This window comes from Avibacterium sp. 21-594, assembly GCF_026226815.1.
Classification (GTDB): Bacteria; Pseudomonadota; Gammaproteobacteria; order Enterobacterales; family Pasteurellaceae; genus Avibacterium; species Avibacterium avium.
The window spans coordinates 1,826,415-1,841,410 of record NZ_JAKKOC010000001.1; the positions used below are offsets into that span (position 1 = coordinate 1,826,415).

The following is a 14,996-nucleotide window of genomic DNA, read 5'->3' on the forward strand; positions in this document are numbered from 1 at the left end:
TAGAATAGCAAGAAACAATAAGCACGTTTTCATTTATGGAAAGATATGAACCTAGATGACCTAAAACTCTTTACAGCCATTTTTCAAGCAGGCAGCCTTTCTACGACATCCATTCGTCTTAATATTGCCATTGCCACATTGAGCAGACGCTTATCAGAATTAGAAAAATCCTTACAAACGCAACTGTTCATTCGCGGTAAAAATGGACTAACCCCAACCGCAAAAGGCATTTATCTTTATGAACAAGTGCATTTAAGCATTGATCATTTATTAGAAACAGAAAGACAATTGCAGCATCAACAAATGCCATTAAGCGGCGTTTTACGTCTATCCACTCCATCAGCCTGCGAGCCTATTTGGACGTGGGCAAATACTTTTCGCCAATGCCATCCAGAAGTGATGATTTATATCCAAGTTACCGATAGAGTGATCGACTTAATTGCCGATGGGATTGATATTGCTTTTAGAGTTGGGAACTTACAAACAGAAAATGTCATTGCCCGTAAGGTGATGGCAATCCATACCCAATGGATTGCTCATGAAAACGTTATTGCACAATGGGGAACACCCAAAACCCCTCAGGATTTAATACATTTTCCTTGCGCTGGCTGGTCAGCAGATGGACAAAATAAAATGCAATGGCAGTTTTCCAATCAATCTATTGAATTAAAAGGTATTTTTACTTCAAATGATATTTATGCCATCGCACATTTCGCGAAACAAGGAACAGCCATTTGTCAATTACCTGATTACTTGGCTAAACCGCTTATTGAAAATGAAGGATTTGTTGAAATTTTACCTGACTATGGCTCAAAAGCTTACCCTATCCACGCACTGTATTTGGCACATCGCTATCCTTCAACCTTAATTAAAAAATTTTTGGATTTTTGTTTGGAGCAGGCAGCGTGAAAAGAAAAACCCGAGCTTACTATTTAAACTCGTTTTTTATACTTTTTATATCACTCAGGCTGCCTGAAAGACGGTTAAGTTTTCAGGCAGCCTCAGAACGATTTGTAACAGTTTCCCCTTCCATCATAAGAGAGAGCAGCAACATCGCTCTACCGATAAAAAAATAAGATGATTATGGATTGCAGAGAAAACGCCGGATAAACCGTAGCCTACCAAGGATTAGGCAGTAGCAAAGAACATGCAGGCGTTACTCTAATTAATATTGCGTAGGTGAGCTGACCGGCATTTCAAAACTAAGCGCAAGCAGGACTCTCACCATTTTGGTGAAGGTTATTCTTATATTTCTTGTTCAAGTTTTTTTGAATCCATTTGCCCATTACATCCACTTCAAGCAGCGTTACCTGATGTTCAATAGGATAGGTTTGAAACGTAAAATCCCGATGCTGTGCCAGCAACATTTTGCCCTGTTCAATTTGGGCAAGAGTAATTAGCGAATCTTGGCTGCCGTGTAACCATAAAATGGGGGTATAAAAACCGTTATCTTGCCATTGATTAGCAAGTGGCAGGTAGCCTGATAGCCCGATAATGCCGCCAAGGGGCTTATCGTAGCTTGTACCTGCCAGTAGCGAAATGGCACAACCTTGCGAAAATCCCCCTAAGAAAATTCGTTGGCTCGAAATGCCTTGAGCAATTTGTTCATCAATCAATTGATGAACATACTTAACCGCACTTTGAATGCCGCTTGCATCTTCTTTGACAAGAAAATCATTGCCAAGTAAATCGTACCAACTCGACACCGCCTGCCCTGCCCACGTGTTATATCGCACAGGGGCATGCGGTAAGATGAATTGAGTATGCGGCAACTGGCTTGCCAAATGCGTTGCCACACTTTGAAAATGCAAGCCGCTAGTGGTTAAGCCATGCAGAAAAATCACGCAAGAATCCATTTCAGAGGGCTTGATAATAAGCGGATTGGCACGCGGTATTAATGGCATCCATCCACTCCGCATTGCATTCCCGCCACAATGTCCGCTTGTTGCTCTTGCGTCCACAGTTCTTGCAGTAGATTAAGAAAATGTGCACTTGGTACAGAGCCAGCCACAGGCACACCATTGATACGGAAATAGGGCACAGCTTGCACACCTAATTGTTGCGCCTCTTGCTCATCGGCACGCACCGCATCGGCAAACTCATCAGAATCCAGCATTTGGCGAATGCGCTCGCCATCAATGCCTATTTCTTCGCCGACTTGAATCAAATTGGCGTGATCAGAAAGCGCGAAATGATCGATAAAATACGCACGAAATAAACGCTCCACCGCCTCGCTTTCTTTCCCCAACTGCGCCGCCAGTTTGGTCAAACGGTGGGCATCAAACATATTGGTGTTTTGCACCTGCTCATAATCCATATCAATGCCCGCTTTTTGTGCCATTTGTTCAATGCCACGAATCATATTCAGCGCTCCTTGTGGCGTTTTGCCATATTTGTATTCAATGCGTTGCTGCGTGCTGTTTTCCACCTGCTTGCTTGCCTGTGGGTAAAGCTCATAGGCTTTGTGGTGAACCTGTACCGCTTCTGCGTGTTCAAACTGTGCCAATGCTTGCTCTAAATGGCGTTTGCCTATATAGCAAAACGGGCAGGCATAATCTGAAAAAATATCAATCTTCATCGTTGTGTCCTATCGTTAAATCTAAAAATATAGATGTAAAGTTTACTAAAAAAACGCCTGTCGGCGCTGGTGTAGCGGATTCATCACCCCACTGTTTGCGCAGTGATTATAAAATCGTTGCTAATTGCTGGAGAAAATCCGCCACGGCTTGAGTGTTGTAGCGATAATACGTCCACTTCCCCGTGCGTTTCATCTCCAACAAGCCCGCATTTTTCAAGCTATTTAAATAAGACGACACTACCGATTGAGCCAAGCCACTTTTAATCACCACCGCCTGCACACATACCCCACCATCAGCATCAATGGCTTCTGAGGAAAATTCTGCTGAAGTGAAATAGGCGTGAGGCGATTTGAGCCATTGCAACATTTGCAAACGGCTTTCATTGGAGAGAGCTTTTAGGGTTTCTATCGTTGTTGTCATCTTTATCCTTGGCCATCAAAAATCAAGGGTATTTTAATCTACAAAACTAGATTTGTCAATATGTAGCTTGCTAAAAGTGAACGAAAAAACTACTACACTTTTAACCTAGCCCATTATTGCCCCCTGATGCCATCTGTAATGACAGCTTATTCTTCAACAATTAGCCCTTTGCCGATTCGGTAATGCACATACCCAAGAAGCGGACATCACATTAGCGATACCATCAGCTTGGGCTGAAATGCCATGATGATTTTCCTTATTTCATTGATTGTTGCGAGATGAACAATTATTTACTCTTTTTTATCATGAAACAATTCTTTAAAAGATATTTTAAAAAATCTGCCTGAAATCTTTCAGACGGCCTTTTAATAGCGAAAACCACCCTGATTCCCCACCACTTCTACTCTAATCTTCAGTATTTCTTTTTCTGCCACCATCTGTGCTGTTTTGCTTAAATACTCCTGAAAATGCGGGGTTTGCCGGTGTTGTTCATAGGCTTTGGCATCGGCATAGATTTCAAAAAATAGCCAATGATTCGGGGCATTTTTCTCCGTGCCTGCCGCCATCAGCCAAACGCCGTTTTCTTTGTCCATCGCGATTTGCATTTCATTTTTTACGATTTGGGCAAACTCGCTTTGATACTCGGGTTTGACGCGGACTTTCACCAAATTGGTCTGCATGGTTTGCCGTTGGCGACTTCCTTTCTTTTGCTTACCCAAAAGAAAGAAAGCAAAGAAAAGGGAACCCCGATCAAACCGCTTTTCCTCATTCCAATAAAATTTTCTTAACGAAAAATCAGCCTGATGTTCGCTTCGCTCTCGCTCGGCGTGATTTTTCTAAAAATTTTATCTCCATTCGGGCGGTTTGGACGGGGAAATTCGGTTAAGGCGAATTTTAAAGTGCGGTGGGATTTTTTGAGGTTTTAGAAGGTACTAATAAAATTCCTTCGCATAGCCACGGCGTGGCTGTGCTATCTAACCACCTACGGCTCGTAGGTGGTAAAGTTAAGAACAAATCTCCCCTACCCCCTCTTTACTAAAGAGGGGAACTGTAGGTACAACCTATGAAAGCGTATCATAATTTCCCGTGTAAATTGCCTTCATTTTTAACAAATTTTTAGAAAAGTAACGCCTAAACGCAGCGTAGCGAGTATGGGCTTACTTTTCGTTAAGAAAATTTGTTAAAAATGAAGATCAGCAATTTAGTCGGGGCTTTTTTCTTTGCCTACTTTCTTTTGAGCAAGCAAAAGAAAGTAGGTCGCTCAATGAGCGAAACTCGTTCTTAACTACAAAGAGAAAAGCGATTTGACGATAAAACAAAAACTTTACTTTTCTCCATTCGGCTAAACAAAAGCAAGGAAGTCGCCAACGGCGAAATCCGTCATCAATCCCAACTAAAAACAACAATCATCCAAATACCCCAACACTATTCCCCCAAATCTGCGCTTCAATCTCATCAGGGCTTTCCGACCTTAATTCGCATAATACCTTGAACGTTTCTCGTATGCGCATTGGTCGGTTTGGTTGTCCTTGAAAGCCTGACACGGGCATATCCGGGCTGTCAGTTTCGAGCAATAAGCTATCTAAAGGCAGACGTTTAATAGTTTCACGAGTTTTGTTCGCACGTGCATAGGTAATCACACCGCCTACGCCAATTTTATAGCCTAAATCGACAAAGCGTTTGGCTTGTTCATAACTACCTGAGAAACCGTGTACCACACCCGTAATGCTAAGTTGGGCATTTTTTAAAAAACGATAAAGATCCTCATGAGATTTGCGTGAATGTAAATTCACTGGTAATTGATTGTCTTTCGCTAAATGAAGTTGAGCTTCTAAAAATTCGCATTGTTTTTGCCATAATGCAGGCGTTAATAGCTCAGGCACGCCTTTTTCTAAGCCAATTTCAGCTACCGCGGTCAGATTGTTAGAACGCTGAGCAAGCCGCTGCGCCAATAGGTCTAAATCTGCTAAGCGATGCCGAGCAATATATAATGGATGTAAACCCAAGCCATAATAAAGCTGTTTAGGATAAAGTGCGGTGAGTTTTTCAATATTATTAAAATCTTCTGCTTGCACTGCCACCACTAACATTTTCTCAACGCCAGCTTGTTGGCTTTCTTCAATCAGTTCCGCCAAAGGCTGTTGAGTGCTAGCCAATAAATAATCAAGATGAGTGTGAGTATCAAAAAATGGCACGAAAATTCCTGTTAATCAAAAATGGTCTGCCAATGTTTGGCGTGATGTGCTTCAAAACACATTTTTATTTGTGCTTCTGTTGTTTTGCCCGTTGCCAAAGGTGGTAAATTCTGTAAGGAAAAATAACCACTGGCTAAGGTTTCGCTATTTGGTTTAAATTCTCCCCCTATAGCACGGCAATAAATGAACACTTTACATACATTATGCGCCAACGCAGGAGGGTTATTTTTAGTATGATCTTGCAAGGCAATAACAAACTCGGCTATGGCATCTAGCCCTGCTTCTTCCTTTACTTCTTTCAGCACATTTTCTTTGACGGTGGCAACCACATCACACCAACCGCCGGGAAGCGCCCACAAGCCATTTTCTTCTTGTACCAATAGAATTTGGTTATCTTGAAAAATTGCCGCTCTAGTATCAATTTTTGGCGTTTGATAACCATTTTCATTGCAAAATAACTGGGTAACACGCGCTAAAGGTAAATTAGATTGGGCTTGCAACATTTCAGCGCTAATTTCTCTAATCCGTTGAAAGCGTTCTAAATCAAATTTGTTTTCAGAATAAAATAAGCCAGCTTGTGCCAAGCCTTGCAATTCGATTATCCATTGCAACCATTTTTCATTTTGCATCGTACGCTTCCTTAGAGAAGATAGTAAAAATCAAGTGCGGTAAAAATTTTAGTTATTTTAAAAGGAGGCAAGCCTCCTTTTATTTCGTCAATCTTATTCCACTGTAACAGACTGAATGACAATATCGTCCACAGGAACATCTTGGTGGAAGCCTTTATTGCCGGTTTTTACACCTTTGATTTTATCTACGACATCCATACCGTCCACGACTTCACCAAATACGGCATAGCCCCAATCTTGTACCACTTCTTTGCCAAACATTTGTTTAGAACGGTAATCCAAGAACGTATTATCTGCTACATTAATAAAAAACTGTGCTGTTGCAGAATGCGGATCAGAAGTGCGAGCCATTGCGATAGTCCCACGTTTATTGCTTAAACCGTTATTGGCTTCGTTTTTGATAGGCGCATTGGTATTTTTTTCCTTCATTCCCGCTTCCATTCCACCACCTTGGATCATAAAGCCGTTAATAACACGGTGGAAAATTGTGTTATCATAAAACCCATTTTTACAATAGGTTAAAAAATTTTCGCTGGTAAGTGGCGCTTTTTCGCTATTTAAAGTAAGTTTGATATCACCCAAATTGGTGTGTAAAGTAACCATTGTCATCGTTATATTCCTCTAACTGATAAAGGCGGTTATTATTTCATAAAAGTGCGGTATAATTCCAGCTCATTTATTTTGTCTAATTCATCATTTCAAGAGAAACAAACAAATGCTAAAAATTTTCAATACATTAAGCCGAGAGAAAGAAATTTTTACTCCCATTGAAGCCAATAAAGTGGGAATGTATGTGTGCGGTGTTACCGTTTATGATTTATGCCATATCGGACACGGACGCACTTTTGTTTGTTTTGATGTGATTGCACGTTATTTACGCTATTTGGGTTACGATCTCACTTATGTACGCAACATTACCGATGTGGATGACAAGATCATTAAACGCGCATTAGAAAACAAAGAAACCTGTGAGCAATTAGTGGATCGAATGGTCGCTGAAATGTATCGTGATTTTGATGCGCTCAACATTTTACGCCCAAATATTGAACCAAGAGCCACCCATCATATTCCTGAAATTATTGATATTGTTGAAAAATTAATTCAACGTGGCCACGCTTATGTGGCAGAAAATGGCGATGTGATGTTCGATATAGAAAGTTTCCCACAATATGGCAAACTTTCTCGCCAAGATCTCACTCAATTACAAGCCGGGGCAAGAATTGAAATTTCAGAAATTAAGAAAAACCCGATGGATTTCGTGTTATGGAAAATGTCTAAACCGAATGAACCAAGCTGGGATTCCCCTTGGGGAAAAGGCCGTCCGGGCTGGCATATCGAATGTTCCGCAATGAACAGCAAGCAACTTGGCGATCATTTTGATATTCACGGCGGTGGCTCGGATTTAATGTTCCCGCACCACGAAAACGAAATTGCCCAATCTTGCTGCGCTCACGATGGCGACTATGTGAACTATTGGATTCATTCAGGAATGATAATGGTGGACAAAGAAAAAATGTCGAAATCTCTCGGCAATTTCTTCACCATTCGCGACGTGTTAAATCACTATAACGGCGAAGTGGTGCGTTATTTCTTGCTCACTGCCCATTATCGTAGCCAACTCAATTACAGCGAAGAAAACCTTAACCTTGCGCAAGGCGCATTAGAGCGTTTATATACCGCATTACGCGACACCGATGCCACAGTCGCTCCACAAGGCGGTGAAGAATTTGTCGCCCAATTTAAAGAGGCGATGGACGATGATTTCAATACGCCAAATGCCATTTCTGTACTATTTGAAATGGCGCGTGAAATCAATAAATTAAAAGGCGAAGATAAAACCAAAGCAAATCAACTTGCTGCACGTTTGCGTGAATTAGGCGATATTTTAGGCTTATTACAACAAGATCCTGAAAGTTTCTTACAAGCAGGTGCTGACGATGATGAAGTGGCAAAAATCGAAGCCTTAATCAAACAACGCAACGAAGCCCGCGCTGCCAAAAACTGGGCCGCTGCTGATGAAGCCCGCAATCAGCTCAACGCAATGGGCATTGTGTTAGAAGACGGTGCAAATGGCACGACTTGGCGGAAGCAGTAAACAAACATATCGCAGGTAAATGGCCTGCGATATTTTTATCTAACAAACTCAAAAAATAAAAGGATAAAAAAATGAACTACCAAGCAGTCGCTTTTGATTTAGATGGCACATTGCTCAATTCACAAGGGCAGATTCTTGCGGAAAATAAACAGGCGATCGCTAAGTTGCAACAGCAAGGCGTTAAAGTATTGTTGGTAACAGGGCGACATCATACGGCGGTGATTCCTTATTATGTGGAGCTGGGTTTAACCACGCCGATTATTTGTTGCAACGGCACCTATGTTTATGATGTGCAAAATGACAAGGTGCTGGCTGCCAATCCACTTTCGCAACAACAAGCGCAGCAAATTTATGATACGGCAACCAAGCACCATTGCCATTTATTAATGTATTCTCGCAATGCGATGAATTATGCTGAGCTCAATCCGCATATGGAAAAATTTCTGAAATGGGTGGCCAGTTGCCCTGAGAATGTCCGTCCTTTAGTGCGAAAAGTCGAAAGCATTCAAGATGTGATCGATCACGACAAGCCAATCTGGAAGTGCGTGATTAGCGCCCAAAACAAAGACATTATGAACCAAGTGGTGGCAGAATTGCCGATTGAGCAATTTAGCTGTGAATGGTCTTGGGTGGATCGTGTGGACATAGCCAACGCTGGCAATACCAAAGGGGCAAGATTGCTAGAACTATTAAATCAATGGCAAATTTCACCGCAGCAAGTGATTGCGTTTGGCGATAACCACAATGACATCAGTATGCTCACTGCTGTGGGATTAGGCGTGGCGATGGGCAATGCGGAAGATGAAGTAAAACATCAAGCCAAGCTCACCACCACAAGCAATGATGAAGCTGGCATTGCAGAAGTCTTAAAAGTGCAGTTTGCAGATAAAAATCTGTAATTTTTTCACCGCACTTTTCAATATACAAAATAGATAAAATGCCTATTTCTTACCAATAAATTAGCGTGAAATAGGCAAATAGCGGTATTTAAAATGAATCGCCAAAAACAGCATAATGCTAACCAAGGCAAAAATACCGCCAACCATTCCAATATAAGGCAACCCTAAATGTTGCATTACTTGATTGCCGAGCAATGCACCGCCACCAATGCCGATATTATAAATGCCTGAGAAAATCGCCATTGCGACATCCGTGGCATCTGGTGCGAGTTGTAAAATGCGGATTTGCAAACTCAAACCAATGCCTGCAATGCCAATGCCCCACAATAGCACCAACGGATAAGTAAAGGCGGAATGGCCTTTTAATAGCGCTAAAGCAAAGAGTGAAAGAGCCAGACTGCTCATTGCAATCAGCAGAAATTTTGCTGGTCCAAAGCGGTGAAAACGACTAAATAGCATACTGGCGATCATTCCTGCGCAGCCAAACAGCAATAAAATCAAGGTGGTTTCCGTTGGGGCGATGCTCACTTCTTGAATCATAAAAGGTTCAACATAACTGTATGCAGTGAAATGAGCGGAAATCACAATGGCGGTGAGAACAAATAACCCCACCAACAGCGGACGTTTGAATAATAGCGGGACACTTTTTAATGTGCCGGCGTTTTTGCTCACTAAGTGCGGTAATAATTTATATAGAAAAATCAACACGATAAACGCTACTACGCCAATCACGCCAAAGGTGGTACGCCAGCCAAGCCATTGCCCGATAATACGCCCTAAGGGCAAGCCTAACACCATCGCCAAGGCACTGCCCATTGCTAACAAACCGAGCGCTTGTGCTTTTTTATCTTTTGGCGCAAGGCGAACGGTGAGCGAAGCGGTGATCGCCCAAAATACCGAATGAGAAATGGCAATACCAATACGAGAAATCAGCAACACTTGGAAATTCCACGCCACGCAAGACAAAATATGGCTCACAATAAAGAGCATAAACAACTTAATCAACAAACTACGTCGTTCTAATTTGGCGGTGAGCAGCATAAAAGGCAAGGAGAGCAAGGAAACAATCCACGCATAAATGGTGATCATTAGTCCAGTTTGGCTGACTGGCATTTGGAAACTTTCGGCAATATCAGAAAGCAACGCCACAGGAATAAATTCAGTCGTGTTGAAAATAAAGGCGGAAAACGCCATACAAATAACACGCCATAATTTCACACGGCGAACAATTTTGGGAGATAACATTTTAAATTAGGGTTAGCAAAAAAGCTGGCTATTCTAGCACAGAAGTTTAGATTTTGCTCAGCGAGAAAAGCGTTGTTTGAATAAATCTTTGAGTTGTTTTTTTAAGCCTTGAGTGGACTCAATTTTATATTGCGGCGAATGGCAATCACCGAAAAAATGTAACGGCAAGCGGAAGTTTTGATATTTTTTCTCACGCAAATTGAGATTAACGAGAAAATCACATTGTTGGCTGGCTTGCTCTACCGTGCCTTCACCCACGAGTTGAAAATAAGGATCGCGCAATTGTAAATTCTGCCATTGCATTTTTTGCTGATCCCAGATTAATTGCGCATTAAGCTGTTCAAAGGGGGAATCCATATTTTGCAATTGTTCCGCATCATAATTAATCGGTAAACGTTGTGCCACAATGGCTAACAAATTCACGTTTTTCACCTTACCATTCGCGATTTGTAAACTGGCTTGCCCTTTCTCGATTTGCATATCAACAAGTGCCACTTCCCCTTTTAATTGCGCCTGCCCCGTTGCTAGCACAGGCAACTTAAACAAGGCAAGCCATTGTTCTATGGCGATATTTTGTGCGGAAAATTCCACGCGATCAGGTTGTTGCTCAAATTGAAAATCCACATTTCCTTGCGCTGCTAAAGCAAGTTTGCCATTGATAAAGTGCGGTTGAAATTCAAGCAGAATTTTGCCTTGTGAAAAGGGAGTTTGATTAATGATTAAATGTCTAAAATCAATCTGATACGGGCTATTTTTCAGATTGATATCACCTTGCTCGAGCTGAAATGCTATATTTTCCACATCACCATATAAAGGTTGCCAAAATTTCCATAGCCCTGAAAATTGAGTGAAACGAGCATATTGTCTGTCTATACCAACTACACCTTGCAAGTTAAGCTGCACCTTTGAGTTTTTTGCATTCAGTAAAAATCTAAAAGCTAGCGGCTTGGCTAGGATGGGAACTTCATTTGTTTGCCACAAAGAAGATAGCGCAAAAATATCTTGCCAAGAAAGTGCGGTAGTTTTTACAGTTAAATTTATCTCTTGCCAAGATATATCCGAGCCGTAACCTTTTTCTAACTCAATTTGCTGGATTTGAACATTACCACTCAGCAATGCGATTAGGCTGACATCAAAGGTAATTTTTTCGAAAAAAAACCACCGCGCTTTTTGTTGGAACTTAACGTTATGTAAGGATAGTTGGGCGGGGAAAAGCTGGCTTTCCACTTTTGCCACTTGGATATGCTGTTGCGCAAGGCGTTCCGAAAGCTGCGCTGTTAAGCGGGATTTCTGCCAAAAAAGAAAACACAGCCCCACGCACAACAGTGCGATTAGCCATAGTGCTTTCTTTTTCATTGTTTATTTATCCTTATCAATACGGCTGGCCACCGCATTTTGTTGATCTTTATATTTGGCATCTTGACGACGGTTATAAGGACGGCTCGCCTCACCACTCAGTACTTCAAAACTGAGTGCGCCAATCACCATTTTAGGACGTAATGCTAAGGGAAGTTTTCCTGAATTGTAAAATTCTAATACAATACGCCCATTCCAACCCGGATCGATACGGTGTGCCGTAACGTGTACCATTAAGCCTAATCGCGCAAGGGAAGAGCGCCCATCTAGCCAACCGATAATATTAGCAGGCAAGGATACCGCCTCAAAGGTGGTGGCAAGTGCCAATTCACCGGGATGAAGGAAAAAGGCTTCGCCATCTGAGATCAAAATTTCATCGCTCATTACCGCCTCAAGTTGCGCAGAAACTTCTTCTTTAGGTCCGCTTAAATCAATGTAAGGTGCGGTATGCTCACGAAACACACGGAAAGAATTGCCCAAACGCACATCAACGGTCGCGCCATTGATTTTGTCGTTGTCTGGGCGCGGCGTTAAGCTGATAATGCCTTCATCTAAATAACGTTCAATGTCGGTATCACACAATCTCATTTTGCCCCCTATTTGCTTTTCAGCAGGTGTCTAATTTGTGCTTTTAACATATTGATTGCAATACGGTTTTTCCCACCGCGTGGGACAACAATATCGGCATATTGTTTAGACGGCTCGATAAATTGTAAGAACATAGGGCGCACAGTAGCACGATATTGATCCACCACTGATTGCAAAGAACGCCCACGCTCTTCCATATCACGTTTTAAACGGCGGATAAAACAAATATCTAACGGCGTATCCACGAATACTGAAATACTCGCTTCTTGGCGAATGCGTTCGTCCGTGAGCAACAAAATGCCTTCTAAAATAATCACTTTTTTCGGTTTGAAATGGGTGGTTTCGCCCGTGCGTGTGTGTTCCACATAGCTATAAACGGGAATATCCACCGCTTGCCCCGCTTTTAAGGCGCGCAAATGTTGTAGCAACAAATCGCGATCCATTGAATTTGGGTGGTCATAATTGGTTTTAATGCGTTCTTCAAAAGCAAGGTGGGTTTGATCTTTGTAGTAGCTATCTTCGGAAATAATGCCAATGTCTGCGCAACTGAGTTCATCACGAAGTTCTTTATGAATGGTGGAGGCAATAAGGCTTTTTCCTGAGGCGGAAGCCCCTGCGATAGCGATAATAATGCAATCTTGGTCTGACATAATATGGCTCAACTAGACGAGTTACAGTGATTGTAGAATTATAAAGAAAAATTTTGTTTTTTAATAATAGTTTCCCCCTTTTAATGAAATAAAACGAAAGGAATCTTCCATTTTGTGAAGTGGTTCACAGCATTTTTTACTCCATTCGGATAGGATTAGGCTCATTTAATTGAGATTAATCAATGATCTAGGCGATTTTGCGCCAAACCATAAGGAGTACCACAATGAAATGTAAAGCAATTTCTCTCGCAATTTCCACCGCACTTGCCACTTCTGCCTTAATCTTCAGTATGCAAGCGCAAGCCAAAGGACGCTTGGTGGTATATTGCAGCGCCACAAATGAAATGTGTGAAGCTGAAACCCAAGCCTTCGGCAAAAAATATGATGTGAAAACGTCTTTTATCCGTAATGGTTCAGGCAGCACCTTTGCGAAAATTGAAGCGGAAAAGAAAAATCCACAAGCTGACGTGTGGTATGGCGGCACGCTCGATCCACAATCTCAAGCCGGCGAACTTGGTTTATTAGAAGCCTACCGCTCGCCAAATGTCGATCAAATTATGCCAAGATTCCAAGATCCTGCTAAAGTTAAAGGCAACTACACCTCCGCCATTTATATGGGGATTTTAGGCTTTGGGGTAAACACTGAACGCTTAAAAAAATTAGGTATTACAGAGGTGCCAAAATGCTGGAAAGACTTAACCGATCCACGTTTAAAAGGCGAAATTCAAGTGGCCGATCCACAAAGCTCAGGCACCGCGTACACCGCCATTGCTACCTTTGTGCAATTATGGGGCGAAGATCAAACTTTTGATTTCTTCAAACAACTTCACCCGAACATTTCTCAATATACTAAATCGGGCATCACGCCTTCACGCAACACAGCCAGAGGTGAAACCACAGTTGGGATTGGCTTCCTACACGATTACGCCCTTGAAAAACAACAGGGCGCGCCAATTGAATTAGTCGTGCCTTGCGAAGGCACTGGTTATGAACTTGGTGGTGTGAGTATCTTAAAAGGCGCGCGTAACTTAGACAACGCCAAATTATTCGTGGATTGGGCATTATCAAAAGAAGGCCAAGAATTAGCGTGGAAAAAAGGCCGTGCTTTCCAAACGCTGACCAACACCACCGCCGAACAATCTCCTACGGCGTTTGATCCAACCAAACTTAATCTCATCAATTATGATTTTGAGAAATACGGTGCATCAGAAGAACGCAAACGCTTGATTAACAAATGGGTTAATGAAGTGAAATTGGCGCAATAAATAGTTTTGTCATAGTGAGGTGGGTAATGAAAAAAGTAACGTCCAATCTAATTTTATCTAGTCTATTATTAGCAGGACTAAGTCTTTCTAATATGGCTTTCGCTGAAGGGCGATTGGTGGTTTATTGCAGCGCGCAGAATATTGTATGCGAAAAGGCAGTGCAAGGATTTGCGAAAAAATACAATGTAAAAACTTCCTTTATTCGTAATAGCTCTGGCAGTACCCTTGCCAAAATGGAAGCTGAGAAAAATAATCCTCAAGCAGATGTTTGGGTTGGCGGCCCTTTTGATACCCACCTCCAAGCAGGCGAATTAGGCTTAATTGCGTCTTATGATTTCCCGAAACGCAATGAAGTGATGACACAATTCCAAAAACTTGGCAATGGAAAAAGTTCTATTATTTATATGGGCGTTTTAGGTTTTGGCGTTAATACAGAACGGTTAAAAAAACTAGGTATTACAGAAACACCAAAATGCTGGAAAGATCTGTTAGATCCTCGCTTAAAAAATGAAGTACAAATTGCTGATCCACAAAGTTCTGGCACAGCTTACACTGCCATTGCCACTTTCACGCAACTTTGGGGGGAAGATAAAGCCTTTGATTACCTAAAACAAATCCATCAAAATATTTCACAATATCCAAAAGCAGGAACAGCCCCATCACGCAACACAGCAAGGGGCGAAACTGCGATTGGTATCGGTTTTTTACAAAATTATTCTTTTGAAAAACAACAAGGTGCACCCATTGAGCTTGTCGTGCCTTGCGAAGGCACAGGTTATGAGCTTGGTGGCGTAAGCGTTATTAAAAATGCGCGTAACTTAAAAAATGCACAATTATTTGCTGATTGGGTAATGTCGAAAGAAGCGCAAGAATTGTCGTGGAAAGAAGCGCAATCTCATCACGTTGCCACAAACATTAATGCCGAGCCTTCACCTTACGCACTAAAACCTGCTGATTTGAATTTGATCGATTATAATTTTGATAAATTTGGTTCAAACGAAACACGCCGTCATCTTATTGACAGATGGGTGAATGAAGTAAAATTGGCGAAATAATCGGTGTTTCACGGAGATGT

Annotated in this window: 16 protein-coding genes; 5 read left to right on the forward strand and 11 right to left on the reverse strand. The window is 41.8% G+C overall.

Going from position 1 to position 14,996, the window contains the following annotated elements; all coding sequences use genetic code 11:
* Window positions 1-45: 45 nt before the first annotated feature.
* Window positions 46-909: a LysR family transcriptional regulator gene (locus L5B76_RS08740; protein ID WP_265755099.1), complete on the forward strand. Its 864-nt coding sequence runs from the start codon at window positions 46-48 to the stop codon at window positions 907-909.
* A 293-nt stretch (window positions 910-1,202) separates the two neighbouring features.
* On the opposite strand, the gene L5B76_RS08745 is transcribed toward L5B76_RS08740, so the two are convergent.
* The 7 genes from L5B76_RS08745 to L5B76_RS08775 all read right to left on the reverse strand — a co-directional run bounded on the left by L5B76_RS08745 (window position 1,203) and on the right by L5B76_RS08775 (window position 6,426).
* Window positions 1,203-1,904 carry an alpha/beta hydrolase gene (locus L5B76_RS08745; protein ID WP_265755100.1) on the reverse strand — a complete coding sequence of 234 codons (702 nt, stop codon included), beginning with the start codon at window positions 1,902-1,904 and terminating at the stop codon, window positions 1,203-1,205.
* The gene (locus L5B76_RS08750; RefSeq protein WP_265755101.1) at window positions 1,895-2,578 is read right to left on the reverse strand and encodes a DsbA family oxidoreductase; all 684 of its coding nucleotides are present in this window, start codon (window positions 2,576-2,578) and stop codon (window positions 1,895-1,897) included. The genes L5B76_RS08745 and L5B76_RS08750 overlap by 10 nt, the downstream gene beginning before the upstream one ends.
* Before the next feature lie 106 nt (window positions 2,579-2,684).
* Window positions 2,685-2,999, reverse strand: coding sequence for an ArsR/SmtB family transcription factor (locus L5B76_RS08755; protein ID WP_265755102.1), 315 nt, complete (start codon window positions 2,997-2,999; stop codon window positions 2,685-2,687).
* A 365-nt stretch (window positions 3,000-3,364) separates the two neighbouring features.
* Window positions 3,365-3,718 (reverse strand): putative quinol monooxygenase, encoded by a 354-nt coding sequence (locus L5B76_RS08760; protein WP_265755104.1) that lies wholly within the window; start codon window positions 3,716-3,718, stop codon window positions 3,365-3,367.
* A 687-nt stretch (window positions 3,719-4,405) separates the two neighbouring features.
* Window positions 4,406-5,194: a TatD family hydrolase gene (locus tag L5B76_RS08765; protein ID WP_265755105.1), complete on the reverse strand. Its 789-nt coding sequence runs from the start codon at window positions 5,192-5,194 to the stop codon at window positions 4,406-4,408.
* Window positions 5,195-5,205: 11 nt separating this feature from the next.
* The gene (locus L5B76_RS08770) at window positions 5,206-5,823 is read right to left on the reverse strand and encodes an NUDIX hydrolase N-terminal domain-containing protein (protein ID WP_265755106.1); all 618 of its coding nucleotides are present in this window, start codon (window positions 5,821-5,823) and stop codon (window positions 5,206-5,208) included.
* A gap of 93 nt (window positions 5,824-5,916) precedes the next feature.
* Window positions 5,917-6,426, reverse strand: a complete 510-nt coding sequence (locus L5B76_RS08775) for a peptidylprolyl isomerase (RefSeq protein ID WP_250351644.1) — start codon at window positions 6,424-6,426, stop codon at window positions 5,917-5,919.
* A 112-nt stretch (window positions 6,427-6,538) separates the two neighbouring features.
* Between L5B76_RS08775 and cysS the strand changes: the two genes are divergently transcribed.
* Window positions 6,539-7,918, forward strand: coding sequence for a cysteine--tRNA ligase (gene cysS / locus L5B76_RS08780; protein ID WP_265755107.1), 1,380 nt, complete (start codon window positions 6,539-6,541; stop codon window positions 7,916-7,918).
* A 71-nt stretch (window positions 7,919-7,989) separates the two neighbouring features.
* Window positions 7,990-8,817, forward strand: coding sequence for a pyridoxal phosphatase (locus L5B76_RS08785; protein ID WP_265755108.1), 828 nt, complete (start codon window positions 7,990-7,992; stop codon window positions 8,815-8,817).
* A gap of 60 nt (window positions 8,818-8,877) precedes the next feature.
* On the opposite strand, the gene L5B76_RS08790 is transcribed toward L5B76_RS08785, so the two are convergent.
* From L5B76_RS08790 to udk, 4 genes are read right to left on the reverse strand one after another with little or no spacing between them, the layout of a single operon-like run.
* A complete protein-coding gene (locus L5B76_RS08790; protein ID WP_265755109.1) occupies window positions 8,878-10,062 on the reverse strand; it encodes a sugar transporter in 1,185 nt (394 codons plus the stop codon).
* A gap of 57 nt (window positions 10,063-10,119) precedes the next feature.
* On the reverse strand, window positions 10,120-11,418 hold the full coding sequence (locus L5B76_RS08795; RefSeq protein ID WP_265755110.1) for a hypothetical protein: 1,299 nt from the start codon (window positions 11,416-11,418) through the stop codon (window positions 10,120-10,122).
* Between the two features lie 3 nt (window positions 11,419-11,421).
* A complete protein-coding gene (gene dcd / locus L5B76_RS08800; RefSeq protein WP_265755111.1) occupies window positions 11,422-12,006 on the reverse strand; it encodes a dCTP deaminase in 585 nt (194 codons plus the stop codon).
* Window positions 12,007-12,014: 8 nt separating this feature from the next.
* The gene (gene udk / locus L5B76_RS08805) at window positions 12,015-12,656 is read right to left on the reverse strand and encodes a uridine kinase (RefSeq protein ID WP_265755112.1); all 642 of its coding nucleotides are present in this window, start codon (window positions 12,654-12,656) and stop codon (window positions 12,015-12,017) included.
* Window positions 12,657-12,880: 224 nt separating this feature from the next.
* Here udk and L5B76_RS08810 point away from each other — a divergent pair, with 224 nt between their 5' ends.
* Window positions 12,881-13,921, forward strand: coding sequence for an ABC transporter substrate-binding protein (locus tag L5B76_RS08810; protein WP_126373327.1), 1,041 nt, complete (start codon window positions 12,881-12,883; stop codon window positions 13,919-13,921).
* A 26-nt stretch (window positions 13,922-13,947) separates the two neighbouring features.
* Complete coding sequence (locus L5B76_RS08815) at window positions 13,948-14,976, forward strand: ABC transporter substrate-binding protein (protein WP_265755113.1); 1,029 nt, start codon at window positions 13,948-13,950, stop codon at window positions 14,974-14,976.
* Window positions 14,977-14,996 lie beyond the last annotated feature (20 nt).

Excerpts from the sequence above, each read along its gene's own strand:
- L5B76_RS08745 (WP_265755100.1), bottom strand. The coding sequence starts at position 1,904 with ATGCCATTAATACCGCGTGCCAATCCGCTTATTATCAAGCCCTCTGAA.
- cysS (WP_265755107.1), top strand. The coding sequence starts at position 6,539 with ATGCTAAAAATTTTCAATACATTAAGCCGAGAGAAAGAAATTTTTACT.
- L5B76_RS08755 (WP_265755102.1), bottom strand. The coding sequence starts at position 2,999 with ATGACAACAACGATAGAAACCCTAAAAGCTCTCTCCAATGAAAGCCGT.
- dcd (WP_265755111.1), bottom strand. The coding sequence starts at position 12,006 with ATGAGATTGTGTGATACCGACATTGAACGTTATTTAGATGAAGGCATT.
- L5B76_RS08770 (WP_265755106.1), bottom strand. The coding sequence starts at position 5,823 with ATGCAAAATGAAAAATGGTTGCAATGGATAATCGAATTGCAAGGCTTG.
- L5B76_RS08790 (WP_265755109.1), bottom strand. The coding sequence starts at position 10,062 with ATGTTATCTCCCAAAATTGTTCGCCGTGTGAAATTATGGCGTGTTATT.
- L5B76_RS08750 (WP_265755101.1), bottom strand. The coding sequence starts at position 2,578 with ATGAAGATTGATATTTTTTCAGATTATGCCTGCCCGTTTTGCTATATA.
- L5B76_RS08795 (WP_265755110.1), bottom strand. The coding sequence starts at position 11,418 with ATGAAAAAGAAAGCACTATGGCTAATCGCACTGTTGTGCGTGGGGCTG.
- L5B76_RS08785 (WP_265755108.1), top strand. The coding sequence starts at position 7,990 with ATGAACTACCAAGCAGTCGCTTTTGATTTAGATGGCACATTGCTCAAT.
- L5B76_RS08810 (WP_126373327.1), top strand. The coding sequence starts at position 12,881 with ATGAAATGTAAAGCAATTTCTCTCGCAATTTCCACCGCACTTGCCACT.
- L5B76_RS08740 (WP_265755099.1), top strand. The coding sequence starts at position 46 with ATGAACCTAGATGACCTAAAACTCTTTACAGCCATTTTTCAAGCAGGC.
- L5B76_RS08815 (WP_265755113.1), top strand. The coding sequence starts at position 13,948 with ATGAAAAAAGTAACGTCCAATCTAATTTTATCTAGTCTATTATTAGCA.
- L5B76_RS08775 (WP_250351644.1), bottom strand. The coding sequence starts at position 6,426 with ATGGTTACTTTACACACCAATTTGGGTGATATCAAACTTACTTTAAAT.
- udk (WP_265755112.1), bottom strand. The coding sequence starts at position 12,656 with ATGTCAGACCAAGATTGCATTATTATCGCTATCGCAGGGGCTTCCGCC.